The organism is Marivibrio sp. (genome assembly GCF_040218065.1).
Taxonomy (GTDB): domain Bacteria; phylum Pseudomonadota; class Alphaproteobacteria; order UBA8366; family Aestuariispiraceae; genus Marivibrio.
This window is the reverse complement of sequence record NZ_JAVJQE010000007.1, coordinates 85,319-103,771: the sequence shown is the minus strand read 5'-3', so window position 1 is coordinate 103,771 and position 18,453 is coordinate 85,319. Positions and strand designations below refer to the sequence as shown.

20 protein-coding genes are annotated in these 18,453 nt (G+C 70.2%); 9 read left to right on the top strand and 11 right to left on the bottom strand.

The genetic code is table 11. The annotated features are described in order from the left end of the window. The first annotated feature begins 105 nt into the window (after positions 1-105). From RIB45_RS05635 to RIB45_RS05625, 3 genes are read left to right on the top strand one after another with little or no spacing between them, the layout of a single operon-like run. A complete protein-coding gene (locus RIB45_RS05635) occupies positions 106-2,511 on the top strand; it encodes a PAS domain-containing sensor histidine kinase (RefSeq protein WP_350049254.1) in 2,406 nt (801 codons plus the stop codon). 16 nt (positions 2,512-2,527) lie between these two features. Then, complete coding sequence (locus RIB45_RS05630) at positions 2,528-2,956, top strand: CidA/LrgA family protein (RefSeq protein ID WP_350049253.1); 429 nt, start codon at positions 2,528-2,530, stop codon at positions 2,954-2,956. Beyond that, positions 2,953-3,669, top strand: a complete 717-nt coding sequence (locus RIB45_RS05625) for an LrgB family protein (protein ID WP_502882555.1) — start codon at positions 2,953-2,955, stop codon at positions 3,667-3,669. Before RIB45_RS05630 ends, RIB45_RS05625 begins: the two co-directional genes overlap by 4 nt. A gap of 3 nt (positions 3,670-3,672) precedes the next feature. Here RIB45_RS05625 and RIB45_RS05620 read toward each other — a convergent pair whose 3' ends face one another. The 4 genes from RIB45_RS05620 to RIB45_RS05605 all read right to left on the bottom strand — a co-directional run bounded on the left by RIB45_RS05620 (position 3,673) and on the right by RIB45_RS05605 (position 6,142). After that, positions 3,673-4,326 (bottom strand): phosphoribosylanthranilate isomerase, encoded by a 654-nt coding sequence (locus tag RIB45_RS05620; protein WP_350049252.1) that lies wholly within the window; start codon positions 4,324-4,326, stop codon positions 3,673-3,675. Continuing rightward, positions 4,323-5,096: an orotidine-5'-phosphate decarboxylase gene (gene pyrF / locus RIB45_RS05615; RefSeq protein WP_350049251.1), complete on the bottom strand. Its 774-nt coding sequence runs from the start codon at positions 5,094-5,096 to the stop codon at positions 4,323-4,325. The genes RIB45_RS05620 and pyrF overlap by 4 nt, the downstream gene beginning before the upstream one ends. A 111-nt stretch (positions 5,097-5,207) precedes the next feature. Further along, positions 5,208-5,687 carry a DUF427 domain-containing protein gene (locus tag RIB45_RS05610; protein WP_350049250.1) on the bottom strand — a complete coding sequence of 160 codons (480 nt, stop codon included), beginning with the start codon at positions 5,685-5,687 and terminating at the stop codon, positions 5,208-5,210. A gap of 17 nt (positions 5,688-5,704) precedes the next feature. Further along, a complete protein-coding gene (locus RIB45_RS05605) occupies positions 5,705-6,142 on the bottom strand; it encodes a hypothetical protein (protein WP_350049249.1) in 438 nt (145 codons plus the stop codon). A gap of 154 nt (positions 6,143-6,296) precedes the next feature. On the opposite strand from RIB45_RS05605, the gene RIB45_RS05600 reads away from it, so the two are divergent. The 3 genes from RIB45_RS05600 to RIB45_RS05590 all read left to right on the top strand — a co-directional run bounded on the left by RIB45_RS05600 (position 6,297) and on the right by RIB45_RS05590 (position 9,143). Beyond that, positions 6,297-6,494: a hypothetical protein gene (locus RIB45_RS05600; RefSeq protein WP_350049248.1), complete on the top strand. Its 198-nt coding sequence runs from the start codon at positions 6,297-6,299 to the stop codon at positions 6,492-6,494. A 100-nt stretch (positions 6,495-6,594) separates the two neighbouring features. Beyond that, positions 6,595-8,061 carry a protein adenylyltransferase SelO gene (locus RIB45_RS05595; RefSeq protein WP_350049247.1) on the top strand — a complete coding sequence of 489 codons (1,467 nt, stop codon included), beginning with the start codon at positions 6,595-6,597 and terminating at the stop codon, positions 8,059-8,061. 92 nt (positions 8,062-8,153) lie between these two features. Continuing rightward, positions 8,154-9,143, top strand: coding sequence for an NAD(P)-dependent oxidoreductase (locus RIB45_RS05590; RefSeq protein ID WP_350049246.1), 990 nt, complete (start codon positions 8,154-8,156; stop codon positions 9,141-9,143). A gap of 30 nt (positions 9,144-9,173) precedes the next feature. Here RIB45_RS05590 and RIB45_RS05585 read toward each other — a convergent pair whose 3' ends face one another. From RIB45_RS05585 to RIB45_RS05575, 3 genes are all read right to left on the bottom strand, one after another. After that, positions 9,174-9,719 (bottom strand): PAS domain-containing protein, encoded by a 546-nt coding sequence (locus RIB45_RS05585; protein WP_350049245.1) that lies wholly within the window; start codon positions 9,717-9,719, stop codon positions 9,174-9,176. A gap of 77 nt (positions 9,720-9,796) precedes the next feature. Next, positions 9,797-10,963, bottom strand: a complete 1,167-nt coding sequence (locus tag RIB45_RS05580; RefSeq protein ID WP_350049244.1) for a DNA cytosine methyltransferase — start codon at positions 10,961-10,963, stop codon at positions 9,797-9,799. Then, on the bottom strand, positions 10,960-11,370 hold the full coding sequence (locus RIB45_RS05575; protein WP_350049243.1) for a very short patch repair endonuclease: 411 nt from the start codon (positions 11,368-11,370) through the stop codon (positions 10,960-10,962). The genes RIB45_RS05580 and RIB45_RS05575 overlap by 4 nt, the downstream gene beginning before the upstream one ends. Before the next feature lie 106 nt (positions 11,371-11,476). Between RIB45_RS05575 and RIB45_RS05570 the strand changes: the two genes are divergently transcribed. Further along, the gene (locus RIB45_RS05570; protein ID WP_350049242.1) at positions 11,477-12,016 is read left to right on the top strand and encodes a PAS domain-containing protein; all 540 of its coding nucleotides are present in this window, start codon (positions 11,477-11,479) and stop codon (positions 12,014-12,016) included. Between the two features lie 65 nt (positions 12,017-12,081). Here the strand turns inward: RIB45_RS05570 and RIB45_RS05565 are convergent, their stop codons facing one another. Then, positions 12,082-12,861 carry an MBL fold metallo-hydrolase gene (locus tag RIB45_RS05565; protein ID WP_350049241.1) on the bottom strand — a complete coding sequence of 260 codons (780 nt, stop codon included), beginning with the start codon at positions 12,859-12,861 and terminating at the stop codon, positions 12,082-12,084. Between the two features lie 74 nt (positions 12,862-12,935). Here RIB45_RS05565 and RIB45_RS05560 point away from each other — a divergent pair, with 74 nt between their 5' ends. Then, entirely contained in the window at positions 12,936-13,577 is a 642-nt protein-coding gene (locus tag RIB45_RS05560; protein WP_350049240.1) for a dimethylsulfonioproprionate lyase family protein, read from the top strand. Between the two features lie 221 nt (positions 13,578-13,798). Beyond that, positions 13,799-14,107: a DUF1674 domain-containing protein gene (locus RIB45_RS05555; protein WP_350049239.1), complete on the top strand. Its 309-nt coding sequence runs from the start codon at positions 13,799-13,801 to the stop codon at positions 14,105-14,107. 90 nt (positions 14,108-14,197) lie between these two features. On the opposite strand, the gene RIB45_RS05550 is transcribed toward RIB45_RS05555, so the two are convergent. The 3 genes from RIB45_RS05550 to RIB45_RS05540 form a co-directional block, all read right to left on the bottom strand. Further along, complete coding sequence (locus RIB45_RS05550) at positions 14,198-14,947, bottom strand: Bax inhibitor-1/YccA family protein (protein ID WP_350049238.1); 750 nt, start codon at positions 14,945-14,947, stop codon at positions 14,198-14,200. A gap of 207 nt (positions 14,948-15,154) precedes the next feature. Further along, positions 15,155-17,695: an ABC transporter permease gene (locus tag RIB45_RS05545; RefSeq protein WP_350049237.1), complete on the bottom strand. Its 2,541-nt coding sequence runs from the start codon at positions 17,693-17,695 to the stop codon at positions 15,155-15,157. Positions 17,696-17,709: 14 nt separating this feature from the next. Beyond that, positions 17,710-18,417: an ABC transporter ATP-binding protein gene (locus tag RIB45_RS05540; protein ID WP_350049236.1), complete on the bottom strand. Its 708-nt coding sequence runs from the start codon at positions 18,415-18,417 to the stop codon at positions 17,710-17,712. Between the last annotated feature and the right edge of the window lie 36 nt (positions 18,418-18,453).

Sequence of the window (18,453 nt, the reverse complement as noted above, 5' to 3'; positions counted from 1 at the left end):
GCGTTTCGTTTGGTAAGCGGTTGAAAAGTCTGTACGCCCTGCGGCGCCCTCGCGTACCATCCCGGCGCCAAGAGGCGGGAGCGCAGAAGGGGTCGGACGAGAGCGATGGAGGCGTTGAGCTTGACCGGGGCCGTGGCGGTCGCCGCCGCGGCCTCCGCCGCGGCGACGGCCTTGGGCGCCTATGGTTTGGTCCGGCGCGCGCGTCTGCGCGATCGCGATCGTCTGCGCCGCGAGATGGCGGAGGCGCCTGTCGGGCTTTGGCGGCGCGAATCCGATCGCGGGGCGTGGCGCCTAAGCACGGCCGGCGCCGCGATGCTGGGGCTCGACGAGACGGTCGATCCGGCCCCCCAGGTAGTGCTTAACCAGCTCGCCTCGGAGGGCCGCCGCGCGCTCTCCGACGCGCTTGACGACCTGATCACGCAGGGCGCGCCGTTCGAGCTTACGGTCGAGCGCGTCGACGGGCTCAGCGTCTTCGAGATGCGCGGGCGCGCTTCGGGACTGGATCGGCTGGTCTGGCTCCTGGACGTCAGCGACTCCGCAATGCTGGCCGAACGCTACGCCGAGCGAATTCTCGAACTCGGCCAGGTGCAGAGCCTGCTGCAGGGCCTGCCGTGGCCGGTCTGGTGGCGCGATCGGGAAACCCAGCGCCTGCTCGGCGGCAACGCGGCCTATGCGCGCGTCGTCGGGGCGACGCCCGGGCGGATCGCGGATCACGGGCCGGAGCTCGGCGGAGAGCGCGGCCGGGAGCTGGCCGAACGCGCCGCGCGCACCGGCGTCGCCCAGAGCGAAAGCCACTACGTCGTGGTGGACGGGGAGCGGAGGCTCCTCGATTTGACCGAGGCCCCGGCGCCGGCTGCGCCCGGACGCCTGATCGGCTACGCCCAGGATGTCAGCGCCCTGGAGGGGCTGCAGGAGAAGCTCGGGGAATATATCGCCGCCCACGGAGAAGTGCTGGAGCGCCTGGATGCGGCCATCGCGATTTATTCGGCCGATCGCCGTCTGACCTTTCACAACAGCGCGTTTCTGAAACTTTGGGATCTGCCCAATGAGCGCTTGGAGACCGGTCCGACCCTGGGCGAGGTGCTCGAACTGATGCGCGAACGCCGGGTGTTGCCGGAGATGGTGGATTTCCCCGCCTTCAAGCGCCGGCAGGATCGCCTGTTCACCTCGCTGATCGAACCGCAGGAGGATCTCCTGCATCTGCCCGACGAGCGGACGGTCCGCGTCACCACCTCGCCGCACCCGCAGGGCGGGCTGATCTTCGTCTATGAGGACGTCACCGCGCGCGTCGCGCTCGAGCGCTCGCACAACACGCTGACGGCGGTGCAGCGGCTGACCCTCGATTCCTTGTATGAGGCGGTGGCGGTGTTCGGTCCGGACGGCCGGCTGCGGCTCTCCAATGACGGCTTCGCCCGGCTTTTCCTTCAGGACCCGGAATGGCTGGCGAGCGAGCCGCACATCTCCGAGTTGGTCGAATCCGCCCGCCCCGTGCTGCCCGAGGTCGACGATTGGGAGGCGGCGAAGCGCAAGATGGTGCTGTCGATCGCCGAGCCGCAGGCGCACTCCGGCCGGATGGAGCTGCGCACCAATCGGATCGTCGATTTCGCCTACGTGCCGCTGCCGGACGCGCAATGCCTGCTGATCTATCTCGACGTGACCGACACTGTGCGGGTCGAGCGCGCGCTCAAGGAGCGCAACGCGGCGCTCGAGAACGCCGACCTCCTGAAGAGCCAATTCATTTCCTCGATCTCGTATGAGCTGCGCTCGCCGCTGAACGCGATCCTGGGCTTCACCGAGCTGTTGCGCGAGCAGCTGTTCGGTCCGTTGAACGAGCGTCAGCGCGAACAGGTGGGTCATATCCACGCCGCCTCGCAGGATTTGGCGGGGCTGATCAACGACATCCTGGATTTGGCCGCCTTGCAGGCCGGCTATCTGGCGATCGAGCGCCGCGCCGTGCGTCTGGGCGATCTGCTGCAGGAAATCGGCGAAACCGCGACGCGAGAAGCGGCGGAGCGCGGCGTCACGCTGTCGATGGAGATCGCGGGAGCGCTTGGCGCGCTGGACGCGGACGAGCGCCGCCTGCGGCAGGCGATCGGACGCATTCTCTCCACGGCGATCGCCTATGCGCCGAAAGGCTCAGAGGTGCGCGTCGTCGCCCGACGGGTCGACGCGGCGATCCATATCGCCGTCGGCGATCCCGGCCACGGCCTTCTGGGGGTGGAGCGGATCGGCGCCATCGGCGAAGAGGCCGGGGCGCGCGCCGGGCAGTTGACCGGCGCCGGCGTCGGCCTCGCTTTGTGCAAGAACCTGATGGAGCTGCACGGCGGCCGCCTGGACAGAGAGCCCGCCCTTGACGGCGCGCCGGGTCGGATCGTTCTTGTGCTGCCCGTGACCGACGCTCCGATCGTCGAGGGCGACGGCGACCGCGAGGGCCGAAATCCTGCGGACGACGCCCCCTCGCCTGAGGCTCGCGTCGGGCTCGCCGCGCGCGATTCGAGCGCACGCCGATGAAGGGAGTCCGTCTCCCATGCTGAAGGCGCTGACCGTGTTTCTGGCGTTCCAGCTGCTCGGCGAGACGCTGGTGCGCGCGCTGACGCTGCCGGTCCCGGGGCCGGTTCTGGGAATGGCGTTGCTGCTGATCGTCCTGCTGCTTCGCTACGGCAAGCGGGGGATCGGCGGACCGGCCGGCGCGCCCGACTGGCTCGGCGGCACGGCGGACGGGTTGTTGAAGCATCTATCGCTGCTGTTCGTGCCCGCCAGCGTAGGGCTGGTGCAGCATCTGGAGCGGCTGCAGAGCGAAGGCGCGGCGATCGCCGTCGCGCTGGTCGTCAGCACGCTGGCCGCGATCGCGATCGGGGCGCTCACCTTCGTCGGCGTCGCGCGGCTGACGGATCGGCGCGCGGCGGGCGAGGAAGTGAAAGGCGACGGGCCGCCCCCAGAAGAGCGTGCGCCGTGATCGCCGCGCCCGCCGACATCTGGGTCTATCTCTCGCAAACCCCGCTCTTCTGGTTGACGATCACGCTCATCGCCTACGGGGCCGGTCATTGGTGTTTCGAGAGGAGCGGCGCCAACCCGATCGTCAATCCGGTGGCGATCGCGGCCGGCTTGCTGATCGCGCTGCTGCTGGCGACCGACACGGCCTATGAGACCTATTTCGAGGGCGCGCAGTTCGTCCATTTCATGCTGGGGCCGGCGACGGTCGCGCTCGCCATCCCGCTCTATCGCCATCTGCCGCGGGTCAAGGCGGCGATGATTCCGATGCTGGCGGCGCTGATCGTCGGGGCCGCCGCGGCGGTCGGAACCGCGGTTGCGGTCGCCGCGGCCATGGGCGTCAGCCGCGAGACGCTGCTCTCGCTCGCCCCGAAATCCGTGACCACCCCGATCGCCATGGGCATCTCGGAGAGCATCGGCGGTCTGCCCTCGCTGACCGCCAGCATGGTGATCGCGACCGGCGTGATCGGCGCGATCTTCGTCACCCCGCTGTTGAACGGCCTGCGCGTTTCCGATTGGCGGGCGCGCGGATTCGCGGTCGGCGTCGCGGCGCACGGCATCGGCACCGCGCGCGCCTTTCAGGTGAATCAGATCGCCGGCGTCTTCGCCGCCATCGCGATGGGGATGAACGGGGTGGTGACGGCGCTGCTGGCGCCGCTGGCGACGCTGTTGTTCTGAGCCTCAGGCGGCCGCGCGCCGCGCGGCCTCCAGGAAACGGCGGATCTTCTCGGGATCCTTACGGCCTGCGCCGCCCGTCTCGACGCCGGAGGAGACGTCGAGACCGGGCGGCCGGGCCAAGCGCACCGCGCTCGCCGCATTGTCCGGCGTCAGGCCGCCGGCCAGCAGCCACGGGATCGTCGGCCGCCGCCCGTCCTTCAGGATCATCCAATCGAAGGCGGCGGCGTTGCCGCCCGGACGGTCCGCGCCCTCCGGCGGCTTGGCGTCCAGCAGCAGACGGTCGGCCGGCCCTTCATAGGCCTTCGCGCCCGCCAGATCCTCCGCGGTCGCGACGCCCAGCGCCTTCATCACCGGCCGGCCGAAGCGCGCGCGCACGTCCGCGCAGCGCGCGGGCGTCTCCTTGCCGTGCAGCTGGATGATCGACAGCGGAACCTGATCCAGTACGCGCGCCAGCAGGGCGTCGTCCGGATCGACGAACAGGCCGACGCAGGCGACCCGCTCGGGAACCCGCGCGGCGAGCGCCGCCGCGGCCTCGACCGCGACATTCCGCGGGCTTTTCGGGAAGAAGACGAAGCCGACCATGTCGGCGCCGCGCTCGACCGCCGCCTCGACCGCCGCCGGGTCGGACAGGCCGCAGATCTTGATCGTCAGGCTCATGGCGTCATCTCTGCGGCGACGGCGCGCGCCGCCTCCGCCGGATCGGCGGCGCCGGTGATCGGCCGGCCGATCACCAGATAATCCGCGCCGGCGGCGAGCGCCTCGGCCGGCGTCATGGTGCGCTTCTGGTCGCCGGTCTCGGCCCCCGCCGGGCGGATGCCGGGCACGATCAGCCGGAAGTCGGGGCCGCAGGCCGCGCGGATGGCCGCGATCTCACGCGCGCTGCACACGACGCCGTCCAGCCCGCACTCCTGCGCCAACCGGGCGAGGCGCGCCACCTGGTCGGCCGCCGGGCCTTGCTGGCCGACGACGGCGAGATCGTCCTCATCCAGGCTGGTCAGCACGGTGACGGCGATCAGCATCGGCCGCACGACGCCGAGGCTGTCCGCCTGAAACTCCGCGGCCTGACGGGCGGCGGTCATCATCGCCGCGCCGCCGGAAGCGTGGACGTTAAGCATCCAGGGGCCGAGCTGCATGGCGCCGCGCACCGCGCCGGCGACCGTGTTCGGGATGTCGTGGAACTTCAGGTCCAGGAACAGCCGCTGCTGCGCGGGCGCCTGACCGCGCGGCGTCTCCTCGGGCGCGGCGCGGGCGACGCGACGCACCCCCTCAGGTCCGTTGGCGTTGAAGAATTCGAGACCGAGCTTGATCCCCCCGACCGCGCCCGCCAGCCTGCGCGACAGATCGGCGGCCCGCGCCTCGTCGGGCGTGTCGATCGCGACCAGGATGCGGTCCTGCGGGCGTTTGGGCGGCGGGGCGACGTCGGTCATGGGGCGCAGCTCCGGTAGAGGGCGACTCGCTCTCCTGATTAGCCCCGCGGGGCGCCGCGCGCAAGCTGGGCGCGCCTCCTCGTCGGCGGGCCTGGCCCTCCCGATCGCCCGCTACCACCCCATCGTTCCAGGGCCGCCCTTGAAGGGTCCGGCGATCCAGCTGGTGATCCAGCCGCCGTAGAAATCGCCCTCCTGCGGCGCGACGCTCTCGCCGGCGACGCGGCAGGCGTCCATCTTGGAGGGGTAGACGGCGATCCAGTCGCGGATCGGTGCGAAAGCGGGCGTGGGATCGGGGTAGCGCCAGGCTGCGCGGTCGATCCGCCCGCCGTCGACGAGCATGTCGAAATAGCGCGCCGGCCCTTTGAACTCGCACCAACTGCCGCGGCCGTCGCGGGCGGGTTGCAGCACGTCCGCCGCGAACGCGTCCGGCGGCAGATAGTAGACCGGCGGGTGGCTCGTCTCCAGGCAGCGATAGCTGCGCGTCGTGCGCGCGATCAGCCGGCCGCCGGCCTCGATCTCGATCGGATCGTCGCTTTTCTCAAGTCGCGGCGGTCGGGGATAGTCCCAAACGGATTCCTGCGCGCGCGGCAATGGGCGGGTCTCCTCCCTCAATTGACGCTCGTCGGCCCGTCGGCGGCGAGCGCCCGCTCGCCGCCGGCAAGGCGCCGACCGCGTCCCAGATCAAAGGCGTCGCGCAGGCAGGCCATGAGGAAGCGCACGGCCTCCTCGGCGGCCGCGTCCCGCGCGGCGGCGAGAAGCCGCGTCTCGGACCGGGCCAGGGCGTCGAAATAGGCGGCGTCCGTCGTCGGCGGCTGCGCCGCGTGCTGGGCGATGGCGGCGGCCATGACGGCGTAACCGCGCTCCCCCGCCAGCGCTTCCAACCGCTCCGCCTCCGCCTCGGCCATGTCGGGCGGGCGCCCGTCGGCCAGGGCGGCCTCCAGCGTCGCGAACAAGGCCGCCTCGCCGTCCGGCCGGCGGCCGGTGACGGCGGCCCAGAATGCGTGATCCGCAGGCGCCTGGGGCGCGGTTCGACGCTCGCTCGACATCGATTGGGGCTCCTTCGGCTTCGTCTGACAATGCAAAAGATAGGGCGGGGCGGACGCTAAATCGACATCATGCCGTCACGCCGCGTTCATCGACGCGCTTTATAGCGCGCTGCAAGCGCGTTCGCGTTCCGGCCTTTTATCAAGGAGTCGATCGATGTCCGCCGACCTCGCCGACCTGAAGCATCTCGCGCGCGACGCGCTCGCTCGCGCGGCCGCGTCTCTCGCCTGCGCGATCGAACGCCGGCGCGCCGCCGTCGCAACGCTGCTCGCCGCGCGCCCCAATCTCGCCGCGCCGGTGGCCCTTCGTCTGGTCAAGCAGGTCGAGGCGGAACAGGCGGGCTTGCCGGCTTGAGCCCAGGGCCTTAGCTAGGGAGGGGTGAAGGGGCGCCGCCGTTTTGAGACGCGCGGCCCGCCCGCCCGCCCGTCCACCCGTCCAAGCCCAAGGCCCGTCCATGCCCGTGACCGAGCGTTACCGTCCCGACCCCCGCCATCCGGAGTTGGGGAGCCTGTTCTACGATCCCGTGCCGGCGGCCGACTTCCCGCAGCATATCCTGCGCTTCCGCAACGACCGCTGGGCCGCGCGGGTCGGGTTGGAGGCGTTGAGCGAGGCCGAATGGATCGAGCATTTCGGCCGCTTCGCGCCGCTGCCGGACAATTTGGGCGAGCCGCTGGCGCTGCGCTATCACGGCCATCAGTTCCGGGTCTACAATCCGGACCTGGGAGACGGCCGGGGATTCCTGTTCGCCCAGATGCGCGACGCTGAGGACGGTCGGCTGTTGGATCTCGGGACGAAAGGCTCCGGCCAGACGCCCTGGTCGCGCTCGGGCGACGGTCGTCTGACGTTGAAGGGCGGGGTGCGCGAGATTCTGGCGACGGAGACGCTGGAGGCGCGGGGCGTCCCGACCTCAAAGACCTTCAGCTTGATCGAGACCGGCGAGAAGCTCTATCGCGGAGACGAGCCGTCGCCGACCCGCTCGGCCGTCATGGTGCGGCTGAGCCACAGCCACATCCGCATCGGCACCTTCCAGCGCCTGCGCGCGCAGGAGGAGGTCGAGGCGATCCGCCGACTCGTCGACTACTGCCTCGCCGTCTACCACCCGCAGGCCGCCGACCGGGCGACGATCGCCGATGCGAACGACGCGCCGGCGCTGCTCTATGAAGCGGTGGTCCAGGCCGTCGCCGAGTTGGGCGCCGCCTGGTTCGCCGCCGGCTTCGTTCACGGCGTACTCAACACCGACAACATCGTCATCACCGGGGAGAGTTTCGACTACGGTCCCTGGCGCTTCTTGGAGCGCTACGATCCGCACTTCACCGCCGCCTATTTCGATCATGGAGGCTTGTACGCGTACGGACGGCAGGCGGAGGCGCTGCATTGGAATCTGGCGCGCCTGGCCGAGTGTCTGCTGCCGCTGACGCCGGTGGAGCGGTTGGAGCCGATCTATCAGTCTTTCTCGGAGAGATTCGACAAGGCCTTGGTCGCGCAGACCTTTTACCGTCTAGGCTTGGCGGTGAAGGACGCCGAAGCGGCGCGTACGACGGCGCACGCCCTGTGGGCCGCGCTGCATGAAACAGAGGCCCCGTTCGAACGGGTGTTCTTCGATCTGACCGGCGGCGCGCGGCCGGAACGTCTGGCGGAAAGCCCGCTGGCCGAGTTGTACGCGAACGAGCCCTGGACGTCCGCGATCGAGGCCGTACGGACGGAGGCGCCGTCGCCGCATCTGCAAGGACCGGCGGCCCAGGCCTTCTGGGCTCAGCGCGCGCCCGAGGACATGCTGATCGACGAGGTGGAAAGCCTCTGGTCGGCGATCGATCGCGAGGACGACTGGGCGCCGCTTGAGGCGAAGGTCGCTCGCCTGCGCGAAGTCGGCGCGGCGACCCCGCCGCCCGACGGCCCGCCCGACGGCTCGCCTGGAGGCTGATCGGCGCGCGCCTCGCCGCCGCAAAGAAATCGGTTGGCGCCGGGGGGGATTCGGCGTGATGCTGCGCGCCGACGGCAACCTCTTATCGGGAAGTGGAACGCGCCCTCATGAAAATCGGCTTCATCGGTCTCGGCAATGTCGGGGCGCAGCTCGCGGGCTCGCTGGTCCGAAACGGCTTCGATGTCACGGTCTACGACCTCGCCCCGGCGGCGGTGGAGAAACTGGTCGCCAAGGGCGCCAAGGCGGCGACCGGCGCCGCCGACCTCGCGGCCGAAAAGGATATGGTCATCACCTGCCTGCCCTCGCCGGCCGCGAGCGCCGCGGTGATGGAGGCGGAGGGCGGCGTCCTGGAGACGCTCAAGCCGGGCGCCGTGTGGGCCGAGATGAGCACCACCGATTCGGCCGAAGTCCAGCGCCTCGGTGCGCGGGTCGCGGCGGTCGGCGGCCTGCCGATCGATTGCCCGGTCTCGGGCGGCTGCCATCGCGCGGCGACCGGCAACATTTCGATCTTCGCCGGCTGCGAGCGCGCGGCCTTCGAGGCGGCGCTGCCGGCTCTGAAGGCGATGGGCCGCCGGCTGCTGCACACCGGGCCGCTCGGCAGCGCCTCGGTCCTCAAGGTCGTCACCAACTATCTGGCGACCGCCAACCTGCTGTCGGTCTGCGAGGCGCTCGCCGTCTCGGCCAAGGCGGGGATGGATCTGGGGACCGCGTACGAGGCGATCCGGATCTCGTCCGGCAATAGTTTCGTGCACGAGACCGAAAGCCAGGTGATCCTGAACGGCAGCCGCGACATCAACTTCACGATGGACCTGGTCCTCAAGGACATCGGTCTGTTCAACGGTCTGGCGGAGCGCATCGGCGCGCCGTTGGAACTGGGTCCGATGTTCCAGAAGATCTTCGAGGACGGCGCCGAGCGCTACGGCCCGCGCGAATGGTCGCCCAACATCATCAAGCGGCTGGAGGAGGCGGCCCAGGTCTCGGTCTTGGCCGACGGCTTCCCGGCGCAAATGGTCGACGAAGAGCCGGAGGTTCCCGGCGAAGAGGTGAGCCGCGCCCCCATCCCCGCCCCGGCGGCGGAGTAGCGCCCTCCAAAGACTCCTCAAAGCGGCCCGTCAGCGGTCCAGCGGACGCGGCGGGTCGCCGTAAAGCGGCTGGGCGTAGTTCAGGATCATGTCGACATGCTCGCCGTCAACGGCCAGCGGCAGCATGACCACCTCTACCCCAGCCGTCTGACGGGGCGTCGTCATCGCGACCGGCCCGCGCCACCAGCGGGGCAGGCGGCGCGCGACCACCGCGCGGAAGTCGCGGCCGGCTTCGCTCGTCTCGAAGGCCGGGTCGGCTTCGTCCAGCAGCGCGCCGGTCAGATCCCGCCCGAACGCCTCGGCGAGCGCGGAGCCGTAGAGCCGGCAGCGAAAGCGCGGACCCTCGGCCGTCGGACGTCGGCCGGCCCGGTCCATCGTCTCCAACAGCCAGACGTCGGGCAGCAGGTCGACGACCGCCGCCGGGTCGAACAGCGCGCGCGACGGCAGCGCCTTGGAGCCCGGACGCAGCGTGCGCCAATACTCCACCAAGCGTCGGCTGCGCGCCGACAACGGCGTATCGTCGTCGATTTCGCCGCCCGCGGCGCTGGTCTCGGCCGGACTCGGCGCTCTCGGCATTGACGGTTCCACCCCAGTCTCAAACCGCGCATAGTCCTGCGCGGATTGCGACTATAGGCCGACGGACCGCGCGATGGCTACTCTGCGGCGACGACCGCGGTCCGCCCCCCGGCCGCCGTCCCGTCCAACGCCGGCTCGATCAGATGCTGCGCCAGCCAGCGCACCACCGGAACCGCGACCGCGTCGCCGAACAGGTGGTAGGCGGCGGTGCGGCCGGCCGGCGTCGGGTACTCCTCCGGCGCGCCCATCAGGCGCGCGGCCTCGCGCGGGGTCAGCAGACGCGAGCGCACGCGGCCCCCCTCGGCGATCAGGACGATCTGGCGGCTCGACCCGCCGGCGGGCGTGCGCAGGCAGCCTGCCAGCCCGTCGTCGCGGATTTCGGCGCGCTGCGCCTTGCCGCCGGCGCCGTCCGGGCGCGTGCGGCGATAGACCGTTGCAGCCGCGCGCGTCTCCGCCGCCTGCAGCGCGGCCAGCTTGGCGCGCGAGGCCTGCGCCATGAGGGCGATCAGCCGCTCCGTCTCGGCCGGCCTATGCCAGTTTGTCACGGCGGCGTCCGGCTCAAGCAGGTCGATCAGATTTGCGTTGCGCGCCGGCGGCGCCGGGACGCGCCACCAGCGCCAAGCGGCCTGCGAGGGCTCCTCCAATCCCGAGACCGCCCGGGCCAGCGCGCCGGAGCCGACGGCGCCCGTCGGCCCCGGCGCTTGCGGCGCGGCCGATGCGGCCGAAGGGTCGAGCGCCAAGACGAACAGCCGCGGGCGCGATTGCGGAACGAAGGCTCCGGCGTCAAGGGTCAGCGCGCCGACCCGGTAGCCGCCGGCCGCCAGCAGGCGTACCAGCGCGGCGAAATCGGCGCCGCCGGCGCTGGTCAACAAGCCGGTCACATTCTCCAAGGCCACGGCGCGCGGCGCGCGACCCTCCGCCGCCAACCCCTGCATCAGGCCCCAGAAGGCGTGGAAGGTTCCGCTCCGCGCGCCGGCCATCCCCGCGCGCCCGCCGGCCAGCGAGAGGTCCTGGCAGGGAAAGGACGCCCAAGCCAGGTCGGCCCGGCCCGGAAGATCGGCGGGCGCAAGCCGGGCCACGTCGGCGACGCGCAGTTCCGGCGCCGGGCCGAAGGCGGCGCGATAGGCGGCGGCCTTGGTCTCTGACCACTCATTGGCGAAGCGGCAGTCCCAACCGGGCCCGAGCCCGAGACGCGCCAGCCCGCCGCCGGCGAAGAACTCGTAGAAGGGGCGGCCCGCGCTCATTCCGCGAGCGCCGTCGCCACCCGCTCGGCCGCGGCGTCGGGGTCCTTGAGCTCGCATTCCCAGACGATCAGTACGCGGTACCCCATGGCCTTGAGCCTTTCTTCGGCGGCTTGGTCGCGCGCGCGGTTGCGTGCGATCTTGGCCTCCCAATAGGCTTGATTCGTCGCCGGGCGTCGAGATCCCCGCGGACAGTCGTGGCCGTGCCAGAAACAGCCGTGGACGAAGATCGCCGTTCGCCGGCGCGGCAGCACAAGGTCCGGTTTGCCGGGCAGCCTCGGATCGTGCAGCCGGTAGCGGAAGCCGCGCGCATGCAGGCGCCGGCGCAGCGCCCATTCGGGCTTGGTGTCCTTGCCCTTGACCGCTTGCATCGCGCGGCGGCGCTGGGCGGGGCTGAGGGTGTCGACCATGATCAGACGGCGAGGCTAGAGCCGCTGCGGCGCCGACTGCAAGGCCCATTCCCTGGATCGGCGAAAAAGAGTACAATTTCCGCACGAAACCTTAGAGGGGAATCGTGTGGCTGGACGATTTCACATCGGGGCCGGGGCCTCCCCCCATCCCTTCGGGGCGCCGGACCGCGGCGGTCCGCCGCTCGAATGGCCGAGCGCTCAGGCCGCAGCCGAGCCGGAACTGCAAGCCTTTGCGGACCACTGGCGGACCCATTGCGGTCCCGACGGCGCGCCCGCCCCGCGCAGCGCCCTCGACCCCCTGACCCTGCCGCGCGCGATGCTCGGGCGGCTCATCCTGTCGGAGCGCGAGGGGCCGCGGCGCTATCGCTACCGCCTGTTCGGCACCGAGATGCGCGACGTCTTGGGCCGAGAATTGACCGGCAAGCCGCTCGACGCCGAGACGATGGACGGCGCGCTCGAACCTTTCCTCGACATGCTTGAGACGGTCGTGAGCGAGCGCCGACCCGTCTTCCTCAGCGGCTCCATCTGGTGGGAGGGGCGCGCCTACCGCACCTTCCATCAGGTGACGGCGCCGTTCCGCGCGAGCGACGCCCCGCCTGACGCGCTCCCGCGGTTCGTCTGCACCCTGGTCTGTTTTCCCGCCTGACGTCGACGTCTGACGCTGGACGTCTGACGCCCGACGTCTGACGCCCGACGTCTGACGCTGGACGCTCAGAGGCTGAGATCGGCCGTCTGTTCAGCGATCAGGGCGCGCATGCGCGCCCCGTCGAAGGGGCCGTAATGGCCGGGAAAGACCCTCTCGACCGGCAGGGTCGCAAAGCGCCGCAGACTTTCGACATAGGCCGCCGGCGCGTCCGGCGGCCAAGCGGGGCCGTGCGGCCCGTCATACAGCATGTCGGAGGTGAAGAGCGCGCCGGTCTCCGCCTCCCACAGCGCCAAGCCGCCGGGCGAGCGGCCGGGGACGTGCAGAACCTCGAGCCGCCGGCCGCCCAGATCGATCGTCGCCCCGTCCTCGACCAGACCGGTCGCTCGCGCCGGGCGCATGGCGTGGACGGCCAGCTCGAAATCGGCGTCGGGCCGGGCCGCCAGGGTCTCGGGCGTCAGGAAATCGTGCAGGCTTTCGTTCTCGGCGCGCGGATCGGCCAAGGCCGGCGCGTCCAGCGGGTGGCACAGGCGCTCGGCGTAGTCGGCCCAGCCGCCGGCGTGGTCGTAATAGGGGTTGAGGGCGACCGCCGCGACGGGCCGCTCGGCGACGGCCTCCGCCAGCGGCGCCGACGGTGCGAGGCCGGAGCCCGCATCGACCGCCAACGCCCGCTGCGTCCCGCAGACGAGCCAGACGTCGCCGACCGCATAGGGGTCGACATGCGCCTCGCGCAACCGGACGATCCCCTCCGCCGCGCGCTCGACCGAAAACCAGCAGGCGGCGATCGGCGGCCGCGAAGGGTCTGCGACCTCAGGCGGCGCGCGTCTCTCCGGTTCGATCCCGGCCATGCGACTCTCCTCTTCCCTGCACCGGCGCTAGCGCTATGCTGCGTTGTGCGCCGCAGCGAAACAGAGGTCCGCCGATGAAACTCTCGACCGAGCCCTATTGGCAGTACCTGCTGCGCGACGTGCTGGAACTCTATCAAAGCGGGTCGGCCGGCGGCAGCGCGAAAATCCGCAGCCACATGGCGGAGGTTCGCCGTCTGCTCGGGAAGGTGATCGACGACGACCCCGCCGTCCAGGAGGAAGAGGGCGAAGAGCTGCCGGTGTGCGTGCATCTCGATCGCGCGCTGTCGAATGCGGTAGGCTATCGCACGGCCCGTCTCGCCCGTTCGATCGAGGGGGTTCGGGAGCATCTGCATTGGAAGTACGGCTATGAGAAGGTGCCGCGCGGTCTGACCAGGAAATACGGCTACGCCGAAATTCTGGGGCCGACCGGCCCGGTTGTGAGCGATCGGATCATCCTGGGCCTCGTGCTGTTCGGCCCGAAGACGACCTATCCGGGCCACAGTCATAAAGGGCTCACGGAGAGTTACGTCTGCATATCCGGCCACACCTCGGAGAATGACGTCGGCGTCTATGCGCCGGGCTCGCTGATCCTCAATCCGCCAGGTCATTATCATCGGATCACCACCGCCGACCGGGAGCCCTGCCTGCTCGCCTACGCGTGGACCGGCGCGCGCGAGAGCCTTGTGCATCAGAAGATGACCTTCTCGCGCAAGTGAGGGGGCGACTCTCTTTTGCCCCGCCCTCTCTCTTGGATGGTCCGGTAGAACCAGAGCAGGGGGTCGGACCCGTTCCCGCCCGACAGCGCCCCCTCGCTGTCGGAACCGGCCGACAATCCCCCGGCGCACGGCCGGGGCGAGGATTGTCGCCGCCAGCGATTGCATGCGGCTCAAACAACCCCCTTGCCCGACGGCCCGCATGCGCCATATCACGATGCGCCATGAAAAACCTGAAAGACCTTCTCAAGCCGGGCGCTTCGCCCAAAGCGCGGACGACCGCCCAACAGGCGCGCGCCGTCTCCGACGCCGCCGCGGACGAAAGCGGCGCGGAGGCGCCGATGCTCGATCCCGAGGTGCAGGGGGTCGACGCGCGTCGCCTCGCCGATCTGAAGGCCGAAGAGGCCGGCCGCCGCTGGCGGCGCGAGGCTGAGGCGCGCGGCGACAAGCCGAAGGAAAGCGGCGGGCCGCAGGGCCTTGAGCCGACGCGCTACGGCGATTGGGAGAAGGCGGGGCGCTGCTACGATTTCTAGGCGGCCCGCCTGCGACAATAGAGCGAAAAAGAAAACCGCCCGGCGACCCCTTCGCCGGGCGGTTTCTTTGGGTGCAGCAGGACCGGGCGCTTATTCGCTGCGCATGATCCCGATGATGTTCAGGATGTGGATGAACATCACCACGAAACTGCCGTAGAGCTGGAGCGCGCCGAAGATGGCCATCTTCGAAACCGCGTCCTGGCCCAGATGCTCCATGTACATGTTCTTGATCATCTGGGTCTCATAGGCGGTCATGCCAGCGAACAGCAGGACGGCGACCACCGAGAAGATCATCGAGAACTCGCTCGACGGCTCGAAGAAGATCCAGTTGACCAGCCCGGCGATGATCAGCCCCACGATCGCCATGAACAGAAACTTGGCGATCGGCGCCAGATCCCGCTTGGTGACGTAGCCGTACAGGCTGACGGCCGCGAACATGCCGGCGGTGATGAAGAAGGCGCGCGCGATGTCCAGGACGCCGCCCGGCGTCTGCAGGAAGGCGTAGATCAGCGGCGAGATCATCACGCCCCAGAGCGCGCAATAGACCCAGTAGAAGGCCTGCGCGCCCACCACGCTCTTCATCGTCACGATCTTGCCGGAGAAGAAGCCCATGCCCAGCACGGCGGCGAACAGCACCCATTTGATGGGCCCGACGGCCAGCGTGTACATGAGATCCGGTTGCATCGCCATGAACAGGGTGATGAGACCCGTGCCGGCGACGCCAAGCGCCATGTAGTTGTAGACGCGCAGCATGTAGGAGCGCAGGCCCTCGTCGACCTCCGCCCCGGTGCGCGCGCCCGCCGCCGTCGCGGCGTAATTGCGATTGGGATTAAGCGCCATCGTCTTGCTAGCCCCTTCTTTCCCGTAACCCTTCGGTGTTTCCGTAGGTTGGTGGTCGTCCGCCGGACCGTTCCGCCGGACGGCGGCGCGTTCCCGCGGCCGCTCGGTTCCGCGCATATATTGGCAGACTGCGAGCCGTTTTCAACGAAAACCGGACCGATTCGGATGCTGTTTCCCTGCGGCGAATGCGCCTATTCGTTGCGCCCCCTATTCGTTGCGGAGCAGCGGGGCCGCTTTGCGGCCCAGCGCGATCCAGGTGCCGATCAGCCCGCAGCCGATCGTCGTCGCCAGCGCCACGAACACCGTGGCGGCGAGCGCGTCCGGGGCGAAAATCCACTCCGCGCCCATGATCTGCGAGACCACGACCCAGGCCGCGCCGGCCCCGACCGCGCTTGCGATCAGGGCCGTGATAAGGCCCATCAGCCCGTATTCCATGGAGAACGCCGCGATCACGTCGCGGCGCGTCGCGCCGAGGACCTTGAGCACGACGCTGTCGTAGATCCGCCGCTCATGCCCCGCGGCCAGCGCGCCCGCCAGCACCAGGACGCCCGCCAGGATCGCGACCGCCGCGATCGCGCGCACGGCCACGCCCAAGTTAGAGAGGATCTGGTTCACATTCTCCAGAACCTCCTTCACCCGGATGGCGGACACGTTGGGGAATTGGTCGACGACGGCCGCTTCCAGCTCGGTCTCCTGGTCCGCCGGCAGATAGGCCGTCGCGATGTAGCTTTGCGGCGCCGTCTCCATCAGGCCGGGCGAGAAGACCATGACGAAATTGATGCCGAGCGAGGTCCAATCGATCTGGCGCAGGTTGGCGATCTCCGCCTGGATCTCGCGGCCCAGCACATTGACCGTGAGCGTGTCGCCGGGCGCGAGACCGAAGGCGCGCGCCGCCTCCACGTCGAAGCTGACCAGCGGCGGACCCGCATAGTCGGCCGGCCACCACTCGCCCTCGACCACCTCGCTGCCTTCGTTCGGCGGCGCGGCCGACCAGGTGATGCCGCGGTCGCCGCGCAGGATCCAGGCCTCGTCCGGCGGGGCGTCGATCGCGTCGACCGAGACGCCGTCCATGGCGACGATCCGCCCGCGCAGCATGGGGACGGCCTGAACGTCGCGCACGCCCTCGAAGCCCTGGACGAGATCCATGAAGGGGTCGATCTGGTCGGGCTGAATATCGATGAAGTAGTAGCCGGGCGCTTCGCCGCGCAGGGTCTCGTTCACCTGGCGGTTCAAGTTCGCCTCGATCAGCGCGACCGCGGCCAACACCGTCAGCCCCAGGCCGAGGGAAACCACGACCGCCCCTGTCGGCGCGCCCGGCCGATGCAGGTTGGCGAGGGCGAGGCCTAGGCGTACGCCCTTCGGCCGCGGCAGGGCCGCGGCCGTCCGCATCACCGCCGCCGCCGCCAGTCGGAAGGCGACCAGCGTCGCGATCGCCCCGCCGACGAAGCCGGCCGCCACGCGCGGATCGTCCGCCGTCAACAGCGCCAGCCCAGCCAGCGCCGCGCCGCCAAGCGCGATCGCGCCCAGCACCCGCGCGCCCGGTCGCTTGGTGACCGGGGCCAACAGATCGCGGAACAGGGTCGCCGCCGGCACGCTGCAGGCCTGCGCCAGCGGCCAGAGGGAGAAGACGAGCGTCACCAGCAGCCCGAAGCCGATCGAGACCAGCACCGGCTCCCAGTAGAAGCCGACGCGGGCCTCGACCGGCAGCCGTTCCGCCAGCAGCGGCGCCGCGCCCAGCGGCGCGCCCAGCCCGATGACGAGGCCGATTGCGATGCCGACAAGCGCCAGAATCGAAACCTGGATCAGATAGACCGCGAAGATCGTCTTGGCTGACGCGCCGAGGCACTTCAGCGTCGCGATCGTCGCCGTGCGGCCGCCCAGGAAGGCGCGCACCGCATTACCGACGCCGACGCCGCCGACCAGCAGCGCCGTCAATCCGACCAACGTCAGGAACAGCCCGACCCGGTCGACGAAGCGCTGGATGTTCGGCGCGGCGTTGTCGAGCGCGCGAATGCGCCAGCCGGCGTCCGGAAATTCCCGTTTCAGGGCCGCGATCCACGCATCGACGGCTTGCTCCGGACCCAACGCGATCCGGTAGTGATAGCGGATCAGGCTGCCCGGCTGAACCAGCCCGGTGGCCGGCAGATCCTCATAGGCGATCATGGCGCGCGGGCCGAGATTGAAGGCTTGGGTGCCGCCGTCCGGCTCGTCGGCGATGATCGCGCCGATGCGGAAGGTCTGCTCCCCGATCCGGATGCGATCGCCGAGGCCCACGTCGAAGCGCCGCGCCAGTTGCGGGGCGACCGCCGCGCCGGGGACGCCGTCGACGGGCCTAAGCGCCTCTTGCACCGGAATCGCCTGATCCTGCAGCACGACCTCGCCATAGAGCGGATAGGCGCCGTCGACCGCCTTCAGTTCGACAAGCCGCCGATCGGAGCCGTCGGGCATGACCGCCATCGCCCGCATCTCGACCGTCTGGGAGACGCCGGCGGAGTTGTCGCGCAGCCAGCGTTCCTGCGCTTGCGTCGCCGGGGTGTGGGTGAGGCGCAGATCGACGTCGCCGCCCAGCAGCGTCTTGGCGTCCTGACGCAACCCCTCCTCGATCGCCGAGGCGACCGAGCCGACGCCGGCGATCGCCGCCACGCCGAGCGCGAGACAGGCCAGAAAGACGCGGAATCCCTTCAGGCCGCCGCGCAATTCGCGCCGAGCGATCCGCCAAGCGAGCGGGAGAAGCCCCGGTTCCGCCATGATCTGCGCGCCCCTCAGCCGGCCTGCGCAGCGCGCGGCGGCTCGCCGGGCTCTCGCTGACGATCTTCGACGATCCGGCCGTCGGCCATGTGAATGACGCGCCCGCAGCGCTCCGCGAGGTCGCGGTCGTGGGTGATCAGCAGGAAGGTGGTGGCGTGGGCCTCCGACAGCTCGAACATCAGCTCGATGATCTGGCGGCCGGTCTCGCCGTCCAGATTGCCGGTCGGCTCGTCCGCCAGGATCAGATCGGGTTCCGGCGCGAAGGCGCGGGCGAGCGCGACGCGCTGCTGTTCGCCGCCGGACAATTGCCCCGGATAGTGCGTCAGCCGATGGCCGAGGCCGACGCGCTCCAGCATCGCCTCGGCGCGCTCGAAGGCGTCGCGCCGACCGGCGAGCTCCAAGGGCACGGCCGTGTTCTCAAGCGCCGTCATGGTGGGGATCAGATGGAAGCTTTGGAAGACGACGCCTAAGTGATCGCGCCGGAACAGCGACAGATCATCTTCGCTGAGCCGCCCGAAATCCCGGCCGCCGATCGCGACGCGGCCTTCCGTCGCACGCTCCAGGCCGGCGATCACCATGATCATGGAGGTCTTGCCCGAGCCGGACGGTCCGACGATGGAGACGGCCTCGCCCCGTTCGACGCTCAGGTCGATCCCGCGGAGAATGTTGACCTCCCCCGCGCCCGACCCCAGTCTTAACTCGACATTTTCGAGGCTGACCATCGGGCCGCTGGGGCTCGTGTCACGGTCGGACTGTGA

Excerpts from the sequence above, each read along its gene's own strand:
- RIB45_RS05635 (WP_350049254.1), top strand. The coding sequence starts at position 106 with ATGGAGGCGTTGAGCTTGACCGGGGCCGTGGCGGTCGCCGCCGCGGCC.
- RIB45_RS05630 (WP_350049253.1), top strand. The coding sequence starts at position 2,528 with ATGCTGAAGGCGCTGACCGTGTTTCTGGCGTTCCAGCTGCTCGGCGAG.
- RIB45_RS05620 (WP_350049252.1), bottom strand. The coding sequence starts at position 4,326 with ATGAGCCTGACGATCAAGATCTGCGGCCTGTCCGACCCGGCGGCGGTC.
- pyrF (WP_350049251.1), bottom strand. The coding sequence starts at position 5,096 with ATGACCGACGTCGCCCCGCCGCCCAAACGCCCGCAGGACCGCATCCTG.
- RIB45_RS05605 (WP_350049249.1), bottom strand. The coding sequence starts at position 6,142 with ATGTCGAGCGAGCGTCGAACCGCGCCCCAGGCGCCTGCGGATCACGCA.
- RIB45_RS05600 (WP_350049248.1), top strand. The coding sequence starts at position 6,297 with ATGTCCGCCGACCTCGCCGACCTGAAGCATCTCGCGCGCGACGCGCTC.
- RIB45_RS05595 (WP_350049247.1), top strand. The coding sequence starts at position 6,595 with ATGCCCGTGACCGAGCGTTACCGTCCCGACCCCCGCCATCCGGAGTTG.
- RIB45_RS05585 (WP_350049245.1), bottom strand. The coding sequence starts at position 9,719 with ATGCCGAGAGCGCCGAGTCCGGCCGAGACCAGCGCCGCGGGCGGCGAA.
- RIB45_RS05580 (WP_350049244.1), bottom strand. The coding sequence starts at position 10,963 with ATGAGCGCGGGCCGCCCCTTCTACGAGTTCTTCGCCGGCGGCGGGCTG.
- RIB45_RS05575 (WP_350049243.1), bottom strand. The coding sequence starts at position 11,370 with ATGGTCGACACCCTCAGCCCCGCCCAGCGCCGCCGCGCGATGCAAGCG.
- RIB45_RS05565 (WP_350049241.1), bottom strand. The coding sequence starts at position 12,861 with ATGGCCGGGATCGAACCGGAGAGACGCGCGCCGCCTGAGGTCGCAGAC.
- RIB45_RS05560 (WP_350049240.1), top strand. The coding sequence starts at position 12,936 with ATGAAACTCTCGACCGAGCCCTATTGGCAGTACCTGCTGCGCGACGTG.
- RIB45_RS05555 (WP_350049239.1), top strand. The coding sequence starts at position 13,799 with ATGAAAAACCTGAAAGACCTTCTCAAGCCGGGCGCTTCGCCCAAAGCG.
- RIB45_RS05550 (WP_350049238.1), bottom strand. The coding sequence starts at position 14,947 with ATGGCGCTTAATCCCAATCGCAATTACGCCGCGACGGCGGCGGGCGCG.
- RIB45_RS05545 (WP_350049237.1), bottom strand. The coding sequence starts at position 17,695 with ATGGCGGAACCGGGGCTTCTCCCGCTCGCTTGGCGGATCGCTCGGCGC.
- RIB45_RS05540 (WP_350049236.1), bottom strand. The coding sequence starts at position 18,417 with ATGGTCAGCCTCGAAAATGTCGAGTTAAGACTGGGGTCGGGCGCGGGG.